The organism is Candidatus Afararchaeum irisae (genome assembly GCA_034190545.1).
Taxonomy (GTDB): domain Archaea; phylum Halobacteriota; class Halobacteria; order Halobacteriales; family Afararchaeaceae; genus Afararchaeum; species Afararchaeum irisae.
This window is the reverse complement of record JAXIOF010000002.1, coordinates 45725-60938: the sequence shown is the minus strand read 5'-3', so window position 1 is coordinate 60938 and position 15214 is coordinate 45725. Positions and strand designations below refer to the sequence as shown.

Below are 15214 nucleotides of genomic sequence, written 5' to 3'. Positions count from 1 at the left end.
TTCTTTTCTCAGTTCGTCTCAGTTAAAGAAGAAGACGAGCGCGCTTAGCATCAGTGCGGCGAAGGTCGCGACGACTGCGAGCGCAGTACCCATCGAAGCCACAGCGTTGGTGGTACTCGCGAGACGTTCTATCCTGTCGTTTCCGAAGACGATAACTTCTGTCTCGCTCGACGCCATTCCAGCCTCGACCTCCTCTAAGTCGTTGACTGCGTCCGTCACAAGTGAGCGAATTATAGTCTTTAGCTCTCCGTGGGGGATGTGTTCGCCTATCCGGTTATGGCTCTCGACCCTGTTGACGACGTGTGTGTCGGTCGTCATGACCTCGGCGTTGTCGACGCCGGCATCGTCAGTTATGACGTCGACTATCTCGTCTCTGAGCATAGGAACCATGTTGTTGCCGTCTATGAGGGCGTAAGCGGTAGTCTGGTCGCCGGCTTCGAGGACTGCGACACGTATCCCAAGGGGACCCATTCCGTCCTCGATCTCCCATCTCGTCGGCGACTGAGCGGTTCCGAGACGTAACGGGTGGGTATCGTCGGAGACTAGCGACTCGGAGAGATCGGCGGCACAGTCCATTATGTTGTAGCTCCTCTCCGACCCCGGACTGACTATAGTTCCCGAGTTGGCGGCGTAACAGTTGTGTGCGTCGACGAGCATCGTCTCCTCGGCTCCGCTGGCGTGTGACTCACTTATCGCACTCAGACCCACGCTGAAACGGATGTCGTCACACGACTTGGGCGAACACGTCGTAGCGAGGAAGACGCCGTCGCCGAACCTCTGTCCTATCATGTGTGAGTCGCCGCAGTCGAGACGTCGGCTCCTCGTCGCTTCTGAGTTGTACTCGACCGACTCGACGGCTCTGTCGGCTGCGGCACGTAGCTTCTCGACCTCCCTCTGGCTCACGGGGTTGAAGTCGTGGTCAGCAGTCGCGTGGGGCACGAAACACAGCGAGTCGGAGGTTTCGGCTAAGCGGAAGGGGAGGTTTCCGCCGCCTATCTCCCCCATTATTCCGGGATGTACCATCGGAAGTACGAACCTCGCCTTCTCGTGACTTCGGCTTTGGTTCTGGTTTTGGTTTAAGTCATCTCCCTCGGAGTCGGGTTCATCAGTCTCAGCCTGAGTCTTCTTCCTCCTGAAGACGAGAACCGTGACGGGAACCTTGACTGACTCTCCCATCCTCTCGAAGACTTCTTCGAGTTCACGCGTGTTCTCAGTGAGGTAACCGAGGAAGCCGCGGAGGAGTTCGAGACCCGAGACTCCTATGCTCGTCCTCATCGGGTGGTCGATGAGACGGACGAGGACGTACGACCCCATGACGTACAGACCCGATGTTATCACGAGGTTGGTGAAGTAGTCTCCCGAGAGGGGGAGACCCGTGTAGAAGTAGAGTATTACAGCTGTGAAGCCGGTCTGGAGACTCGCGGGTATCAGAGTGCGGAGAGCCGAGTCCCTGCTTACAGCCATTAGGACGAGAAACCTCACTCCGAATATTAGAGCCAGAGACGCTATCAGGGCATCGTAGACAAAGCTGTCGAAGCCGAGGTACTTCTGGAAGACAGCCGCGACCGAGATCAGGACTACTGTTATGCCCTCACACAGGACGGCGAGAAAGGCGGAACGGTTCCATGTCATGTTTCCGCCGAAGTACCTGTCTATCGGGGTCGTGGCGAGTGCGGCTCCTACCGTTGGAACGCCTATGAAGAGAAACCCCATGACTGCGGCTATTAAGCCGTCACCGAAGCCACCGAGACCTGTTATGCTACCCGCGACGAGGGCGAACGAGAGAGAGAGATACCAGCGGGGGGTTTTGAAGAGATAACGCGTCAGACGCGACGCGTGTCCATAGCCGAGAGACATTCGTTTTCGTGTAGTAGAGACAGTCGTGCCACCGTATTAAGCTTGTTCTGTCGGCTCGTTGGACAACAAAAGCCACTTGAGTATGACCCACTTAGTACGGAACAGTGATCCAAGAGTTCGTCTTACTCTCCCTCTCGGAGTACCCCGCCCTCAACGGATTCCTGCGATCCGCCGTCGAGACTGCGACTGGATGGTTCGGGGTTGCGATGATAGGGATCTACTCTTTCCTGATAGCGGTAGTCCTCCCGATGCCGAGCGAGGTAGTTCTCGCCCCCGTCAACACACTCGACATAGGTCTCGGAAGACTCGGGACACTAGGTACGATAATAGTCGTGAGCGCCGTCGGAAAGGCAGCGGGGAGTGTCGCTGCCCTCCATCTCGGAATAAAGGCGAGGGAGTCAGGTCCTGTGACGAGATTCTTCCAGAGAAGGGGCTACGACCCCGTCGAGTGGTCACATAAGAAAGGGGTCGAGGTCGCCAAGGAGTGGGGATATGTCGGTATGGCAGTCCTACTCTCAGTGCCTTTCTTCCCTGACACGATATCCATATACGCCTTTGCAGTCTTAGAAGACAGCTACTCGAAGTTCGCCGCGGCTGCGTTCGTGGGAAGCGTCGGAAGACTCCTCGTGACTCTGGGAATACTCGGCGGAGGAAGTCTTCTTATCTGAGAGCGTGACAGACAGCCGTCGGCTGTATAGTATAGTCTTAAGTCTTAGACCACACCCGTGATCTCGGCGACGTTCTCGGCGGCTTCCTCGGTGAGTCCGCTTCCTAGTATAGTGTAACGTTCAGGTCTTATCTCGTGAGCGGTCACGAGAGCCTCTATTATCTCGTCACGGCTGAACCCGAGCTCGTCGGCAGTCGTCGGAGCACCTATAGTTTCGAGTGCGTCTCTTATACGTTCCCAGTCGCCGCCGTGGAGGTACATCATCATTATGCTCCCGACGCCGCACTGTTCTCCGTGGAGAGCCCTCTTTGAGTCGATACGGTCGAGTGCGTGTGAGAACTTATGTTCGCTTCCGCTCGCGGGACGTGACGATCCGGCTATGCTCATCGCGACTCCAGATGAGACGAGAGCCTTGACTACTATCCACGCGCTCTCCTCTAATCCGGGCTTTATCGAGTCGGCGTTGTCGAGGAGTATCTCGGCGGTCATCTCGCTCAGAGCCCCTGCGTATCCGCTGTAGCTCGCGTTCTGGAGACGCTTTGCGAGCTTCCAGTCCTTAACTGCGGTGTAGTTCGAGATTATATCGGCGCAGCCGCTGGCTGTGAGACGCCGGGGTGCGTCGGCGAGTATCCCCGTGTCAGCTACGACTCCTAGGGGAGGCGACGCCGCGACAGAGTGACGCGACTCGCCGTCGGGTATAGACGCGCGCGACGAGACGATTCCGTCGTGTGACGCCGCGGTAGGAACGCTCACGAACGGTACGTCGAGTCTGTGTGACGCGACCTTGGCTGTGTCTATAGGGACTCCACCCCCGACACCTAACAGAACGTCGGCGTCGAGATCCTCAGCAGTCTTTATCACGTCGTCTATCGACCCGAAGCTCGCGCCCTCTACGACGACTGTCTCCGAGCCGACCCCCGAGTCTTCGAGTAGGTCAGCGACCCTGTCACCCGCTACGCCGCGTGTCGTGGGAGAGGTGACGACTATACCGGACTCACACGACTTGTCGAGCACGTCCGTAACCTCTTCGAGGACGCCGTGTCCGACTACGACGTCGCTGGGCAGGCTTATCCAGGTCGACTTACGGAAGCCTTCTTCCTCGTCCATCTTTATCTTTTCAAGAGACACGCGTCTGGGATTTAAGGCTAACGTCTCGTAGCCTTCTGACGGAAGGCATATCAAGATAGGTCAATCATATACGGATATGTCATCAGACTCAACACCTCAGAACACACAGATCACTCTCATAGGAAAGAAGATAGCGGAGGTCGGAGAGGAGTTCATATTCGAGGGAGGAACCGAGAACTGTGAGGTCTGTCCTCACAGCTCTACGTGTCTCAACCTCGAAGAAGGAGTGCGTTACCGTGTCGTAGACGTACGTGAGGGAGGTCAAGACCTCGACTGCGGGGTTCACGCCGGAGGTAGCGTGCGTGCGGTCGAGGTCACCGAGTCACCCGTCTTTGCACAGGTCGACTCGAAGAAGGCGTTCGAGGGATCCACCGTCTCGATAGACGAGGAGACGTGTGACAAGAAGGAGTGCAAGGGCTACAAGTACTGTGTACCCGAGGGTCTCGACTTCGGGGAGGACTACACCATAAAGGAGACAGCCGGAGGCTCCGACATCGACTGTGAACACGGTAGGTCGCTTGAGTTCGTCGAACTCGAGAAGGACTAGTACTCGTACTCTCTTCTCTTCTCACGCAGATCGGCGAGACGCTGTCTGAAGTAGACCACTACGGCTACCGCGCCGGCTAAAACGGCTCCGAAGAGGTATATCAGGAGACGTACGTTACCCGTGTCGTAGAACTTTACGTCTACTGTGTCACCCTGGCTCAGACCACTCCATCTCAGACTCAGAGGTGACTCCGAGACGACCTCGTAGCCGCTCGGCGATATTCCGCCGAGTATCCTGTTTCTGGCGTCCTTGCCCTCGGGGAGAACGACTACTACGTCTCCGTCGACAGGCACCGGTACCTCGCGTGCGAACGAGTTAGACCTCAACGGCGACGTGTACGCCAGCTTTCCGTCGTCGGAGGGAAGCGTTACGGTAGTCCTATCCGACTCGGTCTCGACTGACGCATTTACGACTGTCGAGTTGGGGTAACGGAAACGGACGTGAGTAGCGCGTACAGGTATACGTCCCCCGAATGAGTCCCCCTGTGATAGCTCGACCTGAGACGAGTCGAGACGGCTCACAGTCATAACAGCCGTATAGTTGTCGGGGTTGAGGTCATAGTACACGTCGGTGTCTCCCTCGACCGAAGACCAGCTGTACCCGGGTGAGGCTCCTGGGGAGTTTCCCATACAGCCCGAGAGTACGACGATACCGACGACGGCGGCTAAGACGACGGCACGACGCATTTCATTTCACCCTGTATGTACTTGCCTATCTCGGCTAAGAGACCCGGAGGATCAGTCTCCTCCTTACATACGATGCTCTGTTCTAAGAAGCCGAGCCGTTCTACTGTGACTATGTCGCGGGCGTGTCCGGCTCTGTTGACCGTAGCCCTGACCTCGCCGCGTGTCGACGAGTTGACATTTATACGTCCGTCTCCCTTCCTCCAGTCCCAGAGCTCGTCCGCCTGTTCGTCGGAGAGACGCGGAGTGTCGTCCCAGACGACTTCGAGAGCCATGTGCTGAACTAAGCCGTACCTCTCACGTATCTGTGACGGCGTCCCGGTGCCGAGTACGTCGAGTGACTCCGCGGGCAGACGTATTTCACGTCCTATGTCGACTGTGAAGCCGTCCTCGCCCCACGACTCCAAGGTTCCAACGTAGGTCTCGCCCTTCTCGGGATCGGTCTCGAACTCACCGAACTCGTCGGCGAGTAGGCTGAGAGCCATCTCTATGTCTTCTCCGATCCCTTCGATCTCTATCCGGTCGTCACCCCTGAGACGTACCTCGTACTCGACGTCGAGTCCTTCGAGTCTGTCTCTTATGACGGCTTCCGCACCGTCGAGTGCCCTGTCACGGGCGTCTCCCTCGACGTAGATCTTCGAGTTGAGAACCGTCTTCATCACTGGAACCGGGGAGTCTTGAGGTTAAGCTCTTCGTCTATGCTCTCCATCCTCGACTCGAGGGCTTCGAGTAGGTCGTCGTTGTCCATCGATTCGAGCGGAGACCCACACTCGGGGCAGTTGAAGTCGAGCTCCATAGCCTCCTCGAACTCGAAGCGTATTCCACAGACCTCACAGATGTAGAACTGGTGCTGGCGCTCGTACTCGTACCTCTCGTCGAGACTCTCGTAGAGCTTCTTCATCTCATCCCTGAGGTTGTCGTGTATCTCGTCGTACTCGAAGGTCCAGAGATACGTGAGCCAGCCCGTCTCCTCGTCACGGAGACGTCTGTAAGACGCGAGGTCGTTCTCGTAGAGTATGAAGAGCGTCCTCCTCACTATATTCAGCTCCATGTCGAGCTCCTCGGCGAGATCCTCGTCGGTGATCTCCTCCTCGGCTGGGTTCATCGCGACAGGCATACCCTCCGACCCCACGAGCTTCTGGAGATATGCCTGTACTACCTCGTTCGAGAGTAGATCCTCGAAATCCGTCATTGGGTTAAACCGAGTCTGTGAACTTATTAAAGGCTTCGTTGACCAACCTCCAACAGCGGAAGATTTTTGGGGTTCTACTAAGGAATATGAACAACACGCCGCAGGAGTAAAGGCGTTCAGATGTTGCAGACGCAGGAGAGAAGGTAAAACCATGAACTACAAAGTAGTCGTTGAAGCAGCAGTACCGGTTTACGACGTAGAGACAAGTGACGAGGCAGTCAGGATAGCGATAAGCAAGGTCGGAGATATGCTTAACCCCGACCTCAACTACGTCGAGATCAACGTAGGTGACAGGGAGTGTGAGGAGTGCGGAGCCGAACAAGACCCCGCTTTCATAGCCGCAGACGAGGGTCTCGTGGCTCTCGAGCTTGAGATGAAGGTGTTCAACGTCGAGAGCGAGGAACACGCCTCACGAGTCGCTCGTAAGGAGATAGGTCAGAAGCTCTCCGACATACCACTCAAGGTCACTGAGGTCGAGGAGATAGAAGAAGAGGAAGTCGAAGAAGTCGAAGCCGGAGCCGAGACAAGTGAGGGAGAAGAAGGCGATCTTCCGGGTCTTGACGACATACTCGAAGAGTAACTCAGCAGCCGGAATGGAGAAGTCTAAGCGGGACTGGGGAAGAAGCAGTCTGATAGACTACCTGCCTTTCTTGGGTGTTACGTACAGGATCTACTGGCTCTTGTTAGCGCGTAGGGGGGCGTCGGAGTCCGAGTCAGCGGACGAGTGGAAAGAAGCTTCGAGGAACGAGACGAGCCGTCTTTTCGTGTCTTCGGTATTCAGCCTCGGATGGGCTTTAGTCGCAGTGAACCACAGGATCGCTCTCGTAGCCGTGATAGCCGGAGTGTTTCTACACAGGATACTCGCCCTTCTGCTGGGAATCAGAACATAGAAAAGGTTTAGGTTTTGGGAGTTCTCCACCAGATACATGACTAACAACACGAAAGTCGGAGTCCTGGGAGCAACCGGAAACGTCGGACAGCGTTTCATACAGCTTCTCGACGACCATCCTTGGTTCGAACTCGCGTCGGTGACAGCGAGCGAGTCGTCTGCGGGAAACGCATACAGCGACGTAGTCGACTGGAGACTCGACTCACGTCTTCCCGAGATGGCTAAGGAGTTGGAGGTAGGAGAGACACAGCCCGGCGACGTTGACGACGACGTCGAGATAGTCTTCAGCGCGCTTCCGTCGTCTGCGGCAAAGGAGGTCGAGCCCGCCTTTGCCGACGATGGCTACATAGTCGCGTCGAACGCGGGATGGGGACGTATGAAGGACGACGTACCTCTCGTAATACCCGAGATAAACCCCGACCACCTCGACCTCTTAGAGGTACAGTCGGACGAGAGAGGCTGGGACGGAGGCATAGTCAAAAACCCCAACTGTTCTGCGATCACGATGACGCCGACGATAGCCGCTCTGCGTGAGTTCGGTCTCTCACGTGTAGTCGTCGCGACGCTCCAGGCGGTCAGCGGAGCCGGGTACTCGGGAGTCAGCAGCATGGAGATACTCGACAACGTCATTCCCTACATAAGCAACGAGGAGAAGAAGATGGAGACAGAGCCTCTCAAGATACTCGGAGAGTTCGACGGCTCCGAGATAGACGAGGCTGAGATCGGCATATCGGCTTCGTGTAACCGCGTCGCCACATTCGACGGACATCTCGAAAACGTCTGGGGAGAGCTAGACGAAGACCCCACAGCCGAGGAGATAAAGGAGGCTTTCCGCGACTTCACGACTCTCGACCTCCCGACTGCGCCAGACCAGACGATCATAGTCCACGACGAGCCCGACAGACCTCAGCCGAGACTCGACAGGAACGCGGGCAACGGAATGTCGGTGAGTGTCGGAAGGGTACGTGACGACACGAAGGGCACGAAGTACTCGTGTCTCGCACACAACACGGTGAGAGGCGCGGCGGGGGCGAGCCTCCTCAACGCAGAGGTAATCGCCGAGAGAATACTCTAAACAGAACAGAATAGAATAGAACAGAAGTAATGGCTCCGAAACCCAGAGCGGTCGTCGTCGGCGCGGGAATAGGAGGTCTCTCAGCGGGTGCTAAGCTCGCGAGGGAGGGCTTCGAGGTCGAAATATTCGAGAAGAACTACGAGATAGGAGGACGTTTCCGTAACCTAGAGTACGAGGGCTACGAGCTGACGAGCGGGGCGCTCCATATGATACCACACGGAGCCACGGGTCCTCTCGGAAGAATACTCGACGACGTAGGCGCGGACGTCGATATAGTCGAGTGTGACCCCGCGGCTAAGATACGTTTCGGGGACAGCCGCGACGACGTCCTCATGAGCGAGTACGTATTCGGCAAGTACGGTCTCGTCAAGAACGCTCTCTGGTACCTCAGAGCGTGGTACGGTCTCGTGAGAGGGAGAAATCTCGACGACATCACGAGCGGCGAGATGCGTGACGTAGCCGACGCCTTCTGTGGCTGGTCGTGTTCCCTGACGGCGGAGGAGATGCCAGTCGACGAGATCTACGCCATAATGAAGAACACGAAGAAGTACGGTATGCCCGGGGTTCCGAAGGGCGGCTGTTCGGGGGTCGTCGACGCACTCGCCGACGTCGTGGAGTCGGAGGGGGGAGAGATACATACTAGACACGAGGTCGAGGCGATAGACGAGGGTGAGGTCACAGTCGAGGGCGAGACGGTCGAAGCCGACTACGTAATCTCGAACGCAGGACACCGTATCACAGCACGTCTGATGGGAGACGACGACTACCTCGAAGAGGCGGAGAGTCGCCCGCCGTCACCGGGTATAAAGATGAGCTTAGGAACCGACGAGCCACTCCTGGGTTACAACGGAATACTGTTCGCGCCCGAAGCCGAGAAGGTAGACGGAATAAACGAGGTCACACACGCCGATCCGAGTCTCGCTCCCGACGGCAAACATCTCACGGAGGCACATATGAGCTGGAACCCCGAGAGGGAGACGGCGGGAGAGGCTATACGTAAGGCGAAGTCAGACCTCGAAGAGATATTCCCCGACGCCGACTACGAGATACTCCTGTCACAGGGCTACAAGGGAGACTGGCCCGTCAACCGCGTCGCGAACGGCTACAAAGCCGGAAACGACACTCCACTCGACGGCGTCTATGTAGTCGGCGACGCCGCTAAGGGTAAAGGCGGAATAGAGGTCGAGGGAATAGCGATGGGAGTCAACGACGTGGTCGAGGAGATCACTGCAACAACGTGAACCGCGCGGTTCGTCGTATTTCTGGGTCGCGTTTTCTCATGACGTAAGTATCTTTCGGTGAAATAGATGCAGACCGTCGTTAATTTAATATTACAGTACGGAATAGACTTCCCCATACGGTGTGCCAAAAATGGTAAGAGAAGACGGCAAAAGAAACTTCGCGCTAAGAACCGACAGTGAAGAGACGAGCGTTTTCAGCGGAAACACTCCGAGACAGGCTGCGCTGAAGGCGGCGAGAAGACTCGACGACGTCCACGGGTCGGAGGAAGACGCAAAGGACAACGCAACTGAGATACGTCTACGTGAGAAGGGTACCGACAAGGTACACATATATGACGCGTGGGCGTGGGAGGAGACAGCACCCGAGAACAAGCCCGACTGGATGCCCGACGAGATCACAGAGGCGAACGTGAGCAAGAAGGGAATAGAGCACCTCGAAGAAGTCTAGAGTAGGCAGTTTATTCAGCGTCCGCGGCTACTATTTCGGTGTTCTCGTAGAGAGTTATACGTATCTCGGGGTCTCTGACGTTGAGGTTCCTCTGGTCTAAGCTGATCTCCTTTACGACCCTGTTCTCGCCCCTGTCCTCGGGTTCGAGACTCGCATTTACGAACTTGAAGTCGACTAACTGAGGCGTCGACCCCTCTTTCCTGAGTGTTATCACGACACCAAAGTTCTCGACCTTTCTTTCGGAGAGGTTGTTGAGACGCAGGTCGAAGGTCGCCTTTCTCTGTCTGGTGTCGGGGATTACGTTACCGCCTTCTGTGACTGAAGTCGTGACTTCTACGAGTTTACCATCGAGAAGACTCAGGTTCTTGGCTCCGTAGTGTTTTCTCGGAATCGGAATTTCGAGTTCTGATCTCGGAAGAACGTCGGCTTCGAGATGTAGGAAGTCGGCGAACCTCTGTCCGAACTCGGCGAGTCTCTGAGCCGACGACATCCTGTCGTTGACCTCCGACTTAGCCGACTTGACCTCGACGCTTATGCTGAACTTGAACGGGAGTGTCTCACCCGGCTCGAAGTAGACGTCCTTGGGGTTGGTCTCTCCTCTAGCTATCTCGATCCCGTCGTTGTCGAGCATATTTCCGAGAACCTCTATGTCGCTTCCCATCAGAGGTACGTTCCCCGTGTTCTCGACCTCGCCCCAGATAGTCTTGCCCTTAATTCTCACGGAGTCACGGACTACACTCACACGTCTGTCCCTTCTCGGCTCCGAGACGTAGTCGACCTCCTCCTCGACGTCTGCGGTCTCGTTCGCCGTCTCGTTCTGTGTCTGTGTCTCGTTCTGGTCTCCGTCAGCCGTGTTCGAGTTGCCCCCGGAGCCGCCGTTGCCCGAGTTCGATCCGTCGCCAGAGCCGCCGTCCGAGTCCGCCTGATCCCCGTTCTGTGTCTCTTGCCCCTGGTTGGTCGTCTGAACACATCCAGCGAGGGCTAAGAGTCCCGCAGAAGTAAGAAACCTCCTTCTGGTCTTTGAGTTATCCATGGGGCGTTAGTCGTACTCACGGTTAATATATTTTTGCCGGTGGGTTACCAAAATAGATTAGTCTCGGGCACGTCTACTTACTCAGAAGGAGAATGAAGAGCCGACTTCTCAACGACAAGCGGGAGATAACTAGGTTCCAGATACTCGTTCAGATTGCGGAGAACCAGCCCGCTATAAGTCAGACGGAGATAGCCGACAGCATAGGTATAACTCCACAGGCTGTCTCGGATCACATGCATTACCTCGTCGACGAGGGTCTCGTCGAGAACCTCGCGCGCGGAAGGTACACTGTGACGAAGGAAGGTGCCGACCTCATACTCTCGCGCGCAGAGGAGCTAGACGACTACCTCGAACACGTAACAGGTGACGTAATGGGAGAGGTCTTCGTAGAGACGGCTGTCGCAAGGGAGAGTATAGAAGAGGGCGACAGGGTTGGCATAGAGATGGAGGAGGGAAGGATGTACGTATCACGAGCCGACGGCGACGGATCGCCGACAGCCGTAGCCGTCACAGCAGCCGAGGAGGGCGAGGACATCGGAATAACAGAGTTCGAGGGCCTGATAGAGATGGAGCCGGGTTCGGTGACAGTCCTTCAGGTTCCCTCAGTCGAGGACGGCGGAAGCAGAGAAGTAGAGACCGAAGTGATCAGGGAGGAAACCGAGGACGCCGCCGTCGTCTTCGGACTCGGAACAGAAGCCGAGGTCGCACTCGAGAAGTCAGAGGTCAGAGACTACATTCGGTACGGAGTCGAGGAGGGTGTAGTCGAGGCGTGTCTCAACGGCGTCTCGGCGGTCGTCTGTGTAGTCGAGGACAGGACGGGAAGCCTGACTGACAGGCTCCAGTCAGAAGGTATCGAACACCGCCTCGTAAAGACGTCTTAGCTCAGTAAACGAAGCTGAGGAGCGCGCCGTTCACGAGGAGTAAGAAGCCGAGAACCGCCGAGATCCTGTACCAGACTAAGCTGTTCTTAGCCGGCGTCCTGACCCTGTCTTCGTCGACTCCGTCCTTGAGTTTCTTAGTCGCCATATGTAGGAATCCCGATACCAGGAACCAGAGGACGACCATCGTGAGTACGAGGTTGCCGCCGACTGTGTTGAGGAGAGCACCGAAGTTATACATCGTGCCAGCCATGTGTCCACCTGTCACGAACATGACTGCTGAGCCGACGATCGAGACGAGAGAGAACCTGTCGGCGACGTGCGACGCGAGTTCGGAGCTCATCTTTCCGTCGCGCGCGGCGGGTACGACGACCCCCGCCATGAAGAGGGCACTTCCTATCCAGACCGCGGCGAATATCACGTGAAGAGAAGCCATTACGTTGTCTATGAGCGACATAAGGTGAGTTGGCGTCTTTCTCGGATTATACTTACGGAAGACGGAGATCACCAGAATTCTTTTTAAGGCTAAGAACTTATAGACGTTAAAGGAGAACTCAAATGGCAGAAGGTACTGTAAAATTCTTCCACAACGAGAAGAGTTACGGATTTATAGAGCGTGAGGACGGCGACGAGGACGTGTTTTTCCATATCACAGAGGTTCTAGGTGCCGAGATAGACGAGGATGACGTAGTCGAGTTCGAGATCGAGGAGGCAGAAGAAGGTCCAAGAGCTATCGACGTGAGACGCGTAGCGACGAGCGACAGCGAGTAAAGTAGAGTAGAGTAGAGTAAAGTAAAGTAACAGACAGACAGCTTCGTTCCTATTTTATAGAGACCGAGCCTACCCGGAGAGTCTTCTGTGTGTCGCCTCGGCGGAGTAGAACAGCGTCCGAATCCGTGTCAGCGTCAGTGTCTGTGTCAGTCCCTCGGCTCGCGTCGCCGCGGAGTGTTACCGTGGTTTCGGCGACGAGTGGAGCCAGAACCCCGGCAACTATATCTCTGGGTTCGGAGACTGAGCCGACCACAGCCTCGTCGTAGTCGTGGATTCCGGCTTCATCGGCTACAGTCTCGGCTGCTTCGAAGAGCTGGCTCTGTCTGTACTCGTCGGAGCCGTCGACTAGGACGACGTCTTCGGGGCTGCTAGTCCTGTCAGGCGGGAACAGGGGACTCTCACCCCATATCTCCCTCTCGTAATGGGTCAGACGCGGATCGTCGGGCTTCTCGCCGTAAGAGATACCTCTCGTACCGAGACCGAGTCTCTCGACAGTCGGCGTAGGTCCGAAGACGAGTTCGGGAGAGACATCGTCATCGAGACCAGCCGTGACCTCGGCTCCGAGTAGTGAGGCACCGAGGAAGAAGAAGACAGACTCGGGTTGGTTCGCGGGCGAGAATGAGACGGAGTGTCCCCGTCGGACACCCAAGCCAGCAATCAGGTTAGCCGTCTTACGCGTCGTAGTCTTGAAGGTCTCCCAGCTGTACGACTCGACGCGAGGCGAACGGAGAGGTGTGTCCTCGGGGGGACGTTCGAGATCGAGGAGGTCAGAGACCGACTCGGTTTTCCTCACCATCCCGTCTCCGACTCCGGGGCAGGAGCTTCTTCGACTACGTCTTCTGAGACTCGTATGGGCGCGCTCGACTTGAGAGCGACTCCGACGGCGTCCCCAGGATCGCAGTCGTAGGGGATCTCGTCGCGTCGGTCGCCGCCACGGTAAGACTCAGTTTTAAGACGCGCGTAGAACTCGTCTCTTTCCTCGTCGTAGGCGTATATCTCGGCGGAGTCGACCGCGCCTCCCATCTCAGTCAGAACCTCGATAAGAAGGTCGTGTGTAAGGGGTCTTCCGAACCTCGTGTTGTCGAGACCGAGACGGATCGACTGTGCGTGTCTGGCTTCGACGGGAACCGCCACGGCTCGGTCGTCTTCGACTCTGAGTATAACACAGTAGTCCCCCGGGTCGTGGCTGTCGACACCTATGACATCGGCTCTCATACCTGACATAAGTCGCGGCGAGTATTATTACTGTCGGACAGAGAGTATGCCCGTCTCTCCGTCAGGGTCGGAGAGAAGAGAAAGCCCTTTAGACAAGCCCCAACACGTAAGACTTAAGCGGAAGACAGACTACTTTCAAAGTAGTAAGTTCTCCAGAGTGATAACATGAGTTCAGACACAAGAGAGTTAGAAAAAGCCCAGAGGGAGAGGTTCGACCACCGCAACCCCGAGAGGTCGGAGTACAAGAGCGAGAAGGGTCTATCGGAGGAGATAATACGTGAGATCTCGGAGGAGAAAGACGAGCCCGACTGGATGCTTGAGAGACGTCTCAACGCGCTCGAGCATTTCAAGGAGATGCCGATGCCCGACTGGGGTCCCGACCTGTCGGATCTCCGTATAGACGAGATAGTGACCTACCTCCGCGCCGACGAGTCGGAAGCGGAACAGGACTGGGACGAGGTTCCCGACGACATAAAGGACACCTTCGACAAGCTCGGTATTCCCGAGGCGGAACAGAAGGCACTCGGCGGCGTCGGTGCCCAGTACGAGTCGGAGGTCGTCTACCAGAACATGAAGGAGCAGTGGGAGTCGAAGGGAGTCGTCTTCACCGACATAGACACAGCGATACAGGAGCACGAGGATCTCGTGAAGGAGTACTTCATGACGAAGTCGGTTCCTCCGTCTGACAACAAGTTCGCCGCTCTCCACGGCGCGGTACACTCGGGTGGGTCGTTCGTCTATGTACCCGAGGGAGTCACTGTCGAGATGCCTATACAGGCGTACTTCCGTATGAACACCGAGGGGATGGGACAGTTCGAGCACACCCTCATAATCGCCGAGGAAGGTGCTGAGGTACATTACATAGAGGGATGTTCGGCTCCCCAGTACACCAGCCACAACCTCCACGCGGGATGTGTCGAGGTCTTTGTCGAGGAGAACGCACGTGTCAAGTACTCGACAGTTCAGAACTGGAGCAAGAACACCTACAACCTCAACACGAAACGCGCACTCGTCGAGGAGAACGGAACAATGGAGTGGATATCGGGATCGATGGGATCGAAGACGACGATGCTCTACCCGATGTCGGTTCTCAAGGGAAGAAACGCCAACGCGCGTCAGATCTCGGTCGCCTTCGCGGGAGAGGGACAGGATATAGACACGGGAGCTAAGGTCTCACACCTCGCGCCCGACACGTCGTCGACGATAGAGTCGAAGTCGATATCGATGGACGGCGGAAGGACGAACTACAGGGGACTCGTACGTGTCTCCGAGGGAGCGAAGGGCGTCAAATCGAGCGTCGACTGTGACGCACTGATGCTCGACGACGAGTCGGTGAGCGACACGATGCCTTACGAGGAGATCAACGAGTCGGACGTCGACATGGCACACGAGGCGACTGTCGGAAGCATAGGAGACGAGGACATATTCTACCTCCAGTCACGCGGAATAGAGGACGACGAGGCTATGCAGATGGTCGTCTCGGGCTTCATAGAGCCCATAACCGACGAGCTACCTCTTGAGTACGCCGTCGAGCTAAACCGTCTCATAGAGCTCGAGATGGAAGGATCACTCGGATAGATAGCTGTATTT

General features: G+C 56.4%; 19 protein-coding genes. 10 read left to right on the top strand and 9 right to left on the bottom strand.

Going from position 1 to position 15214, the window contains the following annotated elements:
- Nucleotides 1-18 precede the first annotated feature (18 nt).
- Nucleotides 19-1857 carry a DUF2070 family protein gene (locus SV253_00710; GenBank protein MDY6774607.1) on the bottom strand — a complete coding sequence of 613 codons (1839 nt, stop codon included), beginning with the start codon at nt 1855-1857 and terminating at the stop codon, nt 19-21.
- A 104-nt stretch (nt 1858-1961) separates the two neighbouring features.
- Between SV253_00710 and SV253_00705 the strand changes: the two genes are divergently transcribed.
- A complete protein-coding gene (locus SV253_00705) occupies nt 1962-2525 on the top strand; it encodes a VTT domain-containing protein (GenBank protein MDY6774606.1) in 564 nt (187 codons plus the stop codon).
- A 44-nt stretch (nt 2526-2569) separates the two neighbouring features.
- On the opposite strand, the gene SV253_00700 is transcribed toward SV253_00705, so the two are convergent.
- Complete coding sequence (locus SV253_00700; protein ID MDY6774605.1) at nt 2570-3631, bottom strand: NAD(P)-dependent glycerol-1-phosphate dehydrogenase; 1062 nt, start codon at nt 3629-3631, stop codon at nt 2570-2572.
- 97 nt (nt 3632-3728) lie between these two features.
- On the opposite strand from SV253_00700, the gene SV253_00695 reads away from it, so the two are divergent.
- Entirely contained in the window at nt 3729-4199 is a 471-nt protein-coding gene (locus tag SV253_00695) for a UPF0179 family protein (GenBank protein MDY6774604.1), read from the top strand.
- Here the strand turns inward: SV253_00695 and SV253_00690 are convergent.
- The 3 genes from SV253_00690 to tfe are packed head-to-tail and all read right to left on the bottom strand — an operon-like array spanning nt 4196 to nt 6074.
- A complete protein-coding gene (locus tag SV253_00690) occupies nt 4196-4885 on the bottom strand; it encodes a DUF5803 family protein (GenBank protein MDY6774603.1) in 690 nt (229 codons plus the stop codon). The two genes, SV253_00695 and SV253_00690, sit on opposite strands and share 4 nt — an antisense overlap.
- Entirely contained in the window at nt 4864-5541 is a 678-nt protein-coding gene (locus SV253_00685) for a DUF2110 family protein (GenBank protein ID MDY6774602.1), read from the bottom strand. Before SV253_00685 ends, SV253_00690 begins: the two co-directional genes overlap by 22 nt.
- Complete coding sequence (gene tfe, locus SV253_00680; protein MDY6774601.1) at nt 5541-6074, bottom strand: transcription factor E; 534 nt, start codon at nt 6072-6074, stop codon at nt 5541-5543. Before tfe ends, SV253_00685 begins: the two co-directional genes overlap by 1 nt.
- 151 nt (nt 6075-6225) lie before the next feature.
- On the opposite strand from tfe, the gene SV253_00675 reads away from it, so the two are divergent.
- The 5 genes from SV253_00675 to SV253_00655 all read left to right on the top strand — a co-directional run bounded on the left by SV253_00675 (nt 6226) and on the right by SV253_00655 (nt 9727).
- Entirely contained in the window at nt 6226-6654 is a 429-nt protein-coding gene (locus SV253_00675; GenBank protein ID MDY6774600.1) for a DUF555 domain-containing protein, read from the top strand.
- A 13-nt stretch (nt 6655-6667) separates the two neighbouring features.
- Nucleotides 6668-6964 (top strand): hypothetical protein, encoded by a 297-nt coding sequence (locus tag SV253_00670; protein ID MDY6774599.1) that lies wholly within the window; start codon nt 6668-6670, stop codon nt 6962-6964.
- 36 nt (nt 6965-7000) lie between these two features.
- On the top strand, nt 7001-8038 hold the full coding sequence (gene asd / locus SV253_00665; GenBank protein MDY6774598.1) for an aspartate-semialdehyde dehydrogenase: 1038 nt from the start codon (nt 7001-7003) through the stop codon (nt 8036-8038).
- A gap of 29 nt (nt 8039-8067) precedes the next feature.
- Nucleotides 8068-9279 carry an NAD(P)/FAD-dependent oxidoreductase gene (locus SV253_00660; protein ID MDY6774597.1) on the top strand — a complete coding sequence of 404 codons (1212 nt, stop codon included), beginning with the start codon at nt 8068-8070 and terminating at the stop codon, nt 9277-9279.
- Nucleotides 9280-9409: 130 nt separating this feature from the next.
- The gene (locus SV253_00655; protein MDY6774596.1) at nt 9410-9727 is read left to right on the top strand and encodes a non-histone chromosomal MC1 family protein; all 318 of its coding nucleotides are present in this window, start codon (nt 9410-9412) and stop codon (nt 9725-9727) included.
- A 10-nt stretch (nt 9728-9737) separates the two neighbouring features.
- Here the strand turns inward: SV253_00655 and SV253_00650 are convergent, their stop codons facing one another.
- A complete protein-coding gene (locus tag SV253_00650; GenBank protein ID MDY6774595.1) occupies nt 9738-10760 on the bottom strand; it encodes a hypothetical protein in 1023 nt (340 codons plus the stop codon).
- Nucleotides 10761-10852: 92 nt separating this feature from the next.
- Between SV253_00650 and SV253_00645 the strand changes: the two genes are divergently transcribed.
- A complete protein-coding gene (locus SV253_00645; protein MDY6774594.1) occupies nt 10853-11641 on the top strand; it encodes a winged helix-turn-helix transcriptional regulator in 789 nt (262 codons plus the stop codon).
- 1 nt (nt 11642) lies between these two features.
- Here the strand turns inward: SV253_00645 and SV253_00640 are convergent, their stop codons facing one another.
- Nucleotides 11643-12095, bottom strand: coding sequence for a copper resistance protein CopD (locus SV253_00640; protein MDY6774593.1), 453 nt, complete (start codon nt 12093-12095; stop codon nt 11643-11645).
- A 101-nt stretch (nt 12096-12196) separates the two neighbouring features.
- Between SV253_00640 and SV253_00635 the strand changes: the two genes are divergently transcribed.
- Nucleotides 12197-12409, top strand: coding sequence for a cold shock domain-containing protein (locus SV253_00635; GenBank protein MDY6774592.1), 213 nt, complete (start codon nt 12197-12199; stop codon nt 12407-12409).
- A gap of 49 nt (nt 12410-12458) precedes the next feature.
- Here the strand turns inward: SV253_00635 and SV253_00630 are convergent, their stop codons facing one another.
- Both SV253_00630 and SV253_00625 read right to left on the bottom strand, forming a co-directional pair.
- Complete coding sequence (locus SV253_00630; GenBank protein ID MDY6774591.1) at nt 12459-13205, bottom strand: hypothetical protein; 747 nt, start codon at nt 13203-13205, stop codon at nt 12459-12461.
- A complete protein-coding gene (locus SV253_00625) occupies nt 13199-13624 on the bottom strand; it encodes a bifunctional nuclease family protein (protein MDY6774590.1) in 426 nt (141 codons plus the stop codon). The genes SV253_00630 and SV253_00625 overlap by 7 nt, the downstream gene beginning before the upstream one ends.
- Before the next feature lie 165 nt (nt 13625-13789).
- Here SV253_00625 and sufB point away from each other — a divergent pair, with 165 nt between their 5' ends.
- A complete protein-coding gene (gene sufB, locus SV253_00620; GenBank protein ID MDY6774589.1) occupies nt 13790-15202 on the top strand; it encodes a Fe-S cluster assembly protein SufB in 1413 nt (470 codons plus the stop codon).
- The last annotated feature ends 12 nt before the right edge of the window (nt 15203-15214 follow it).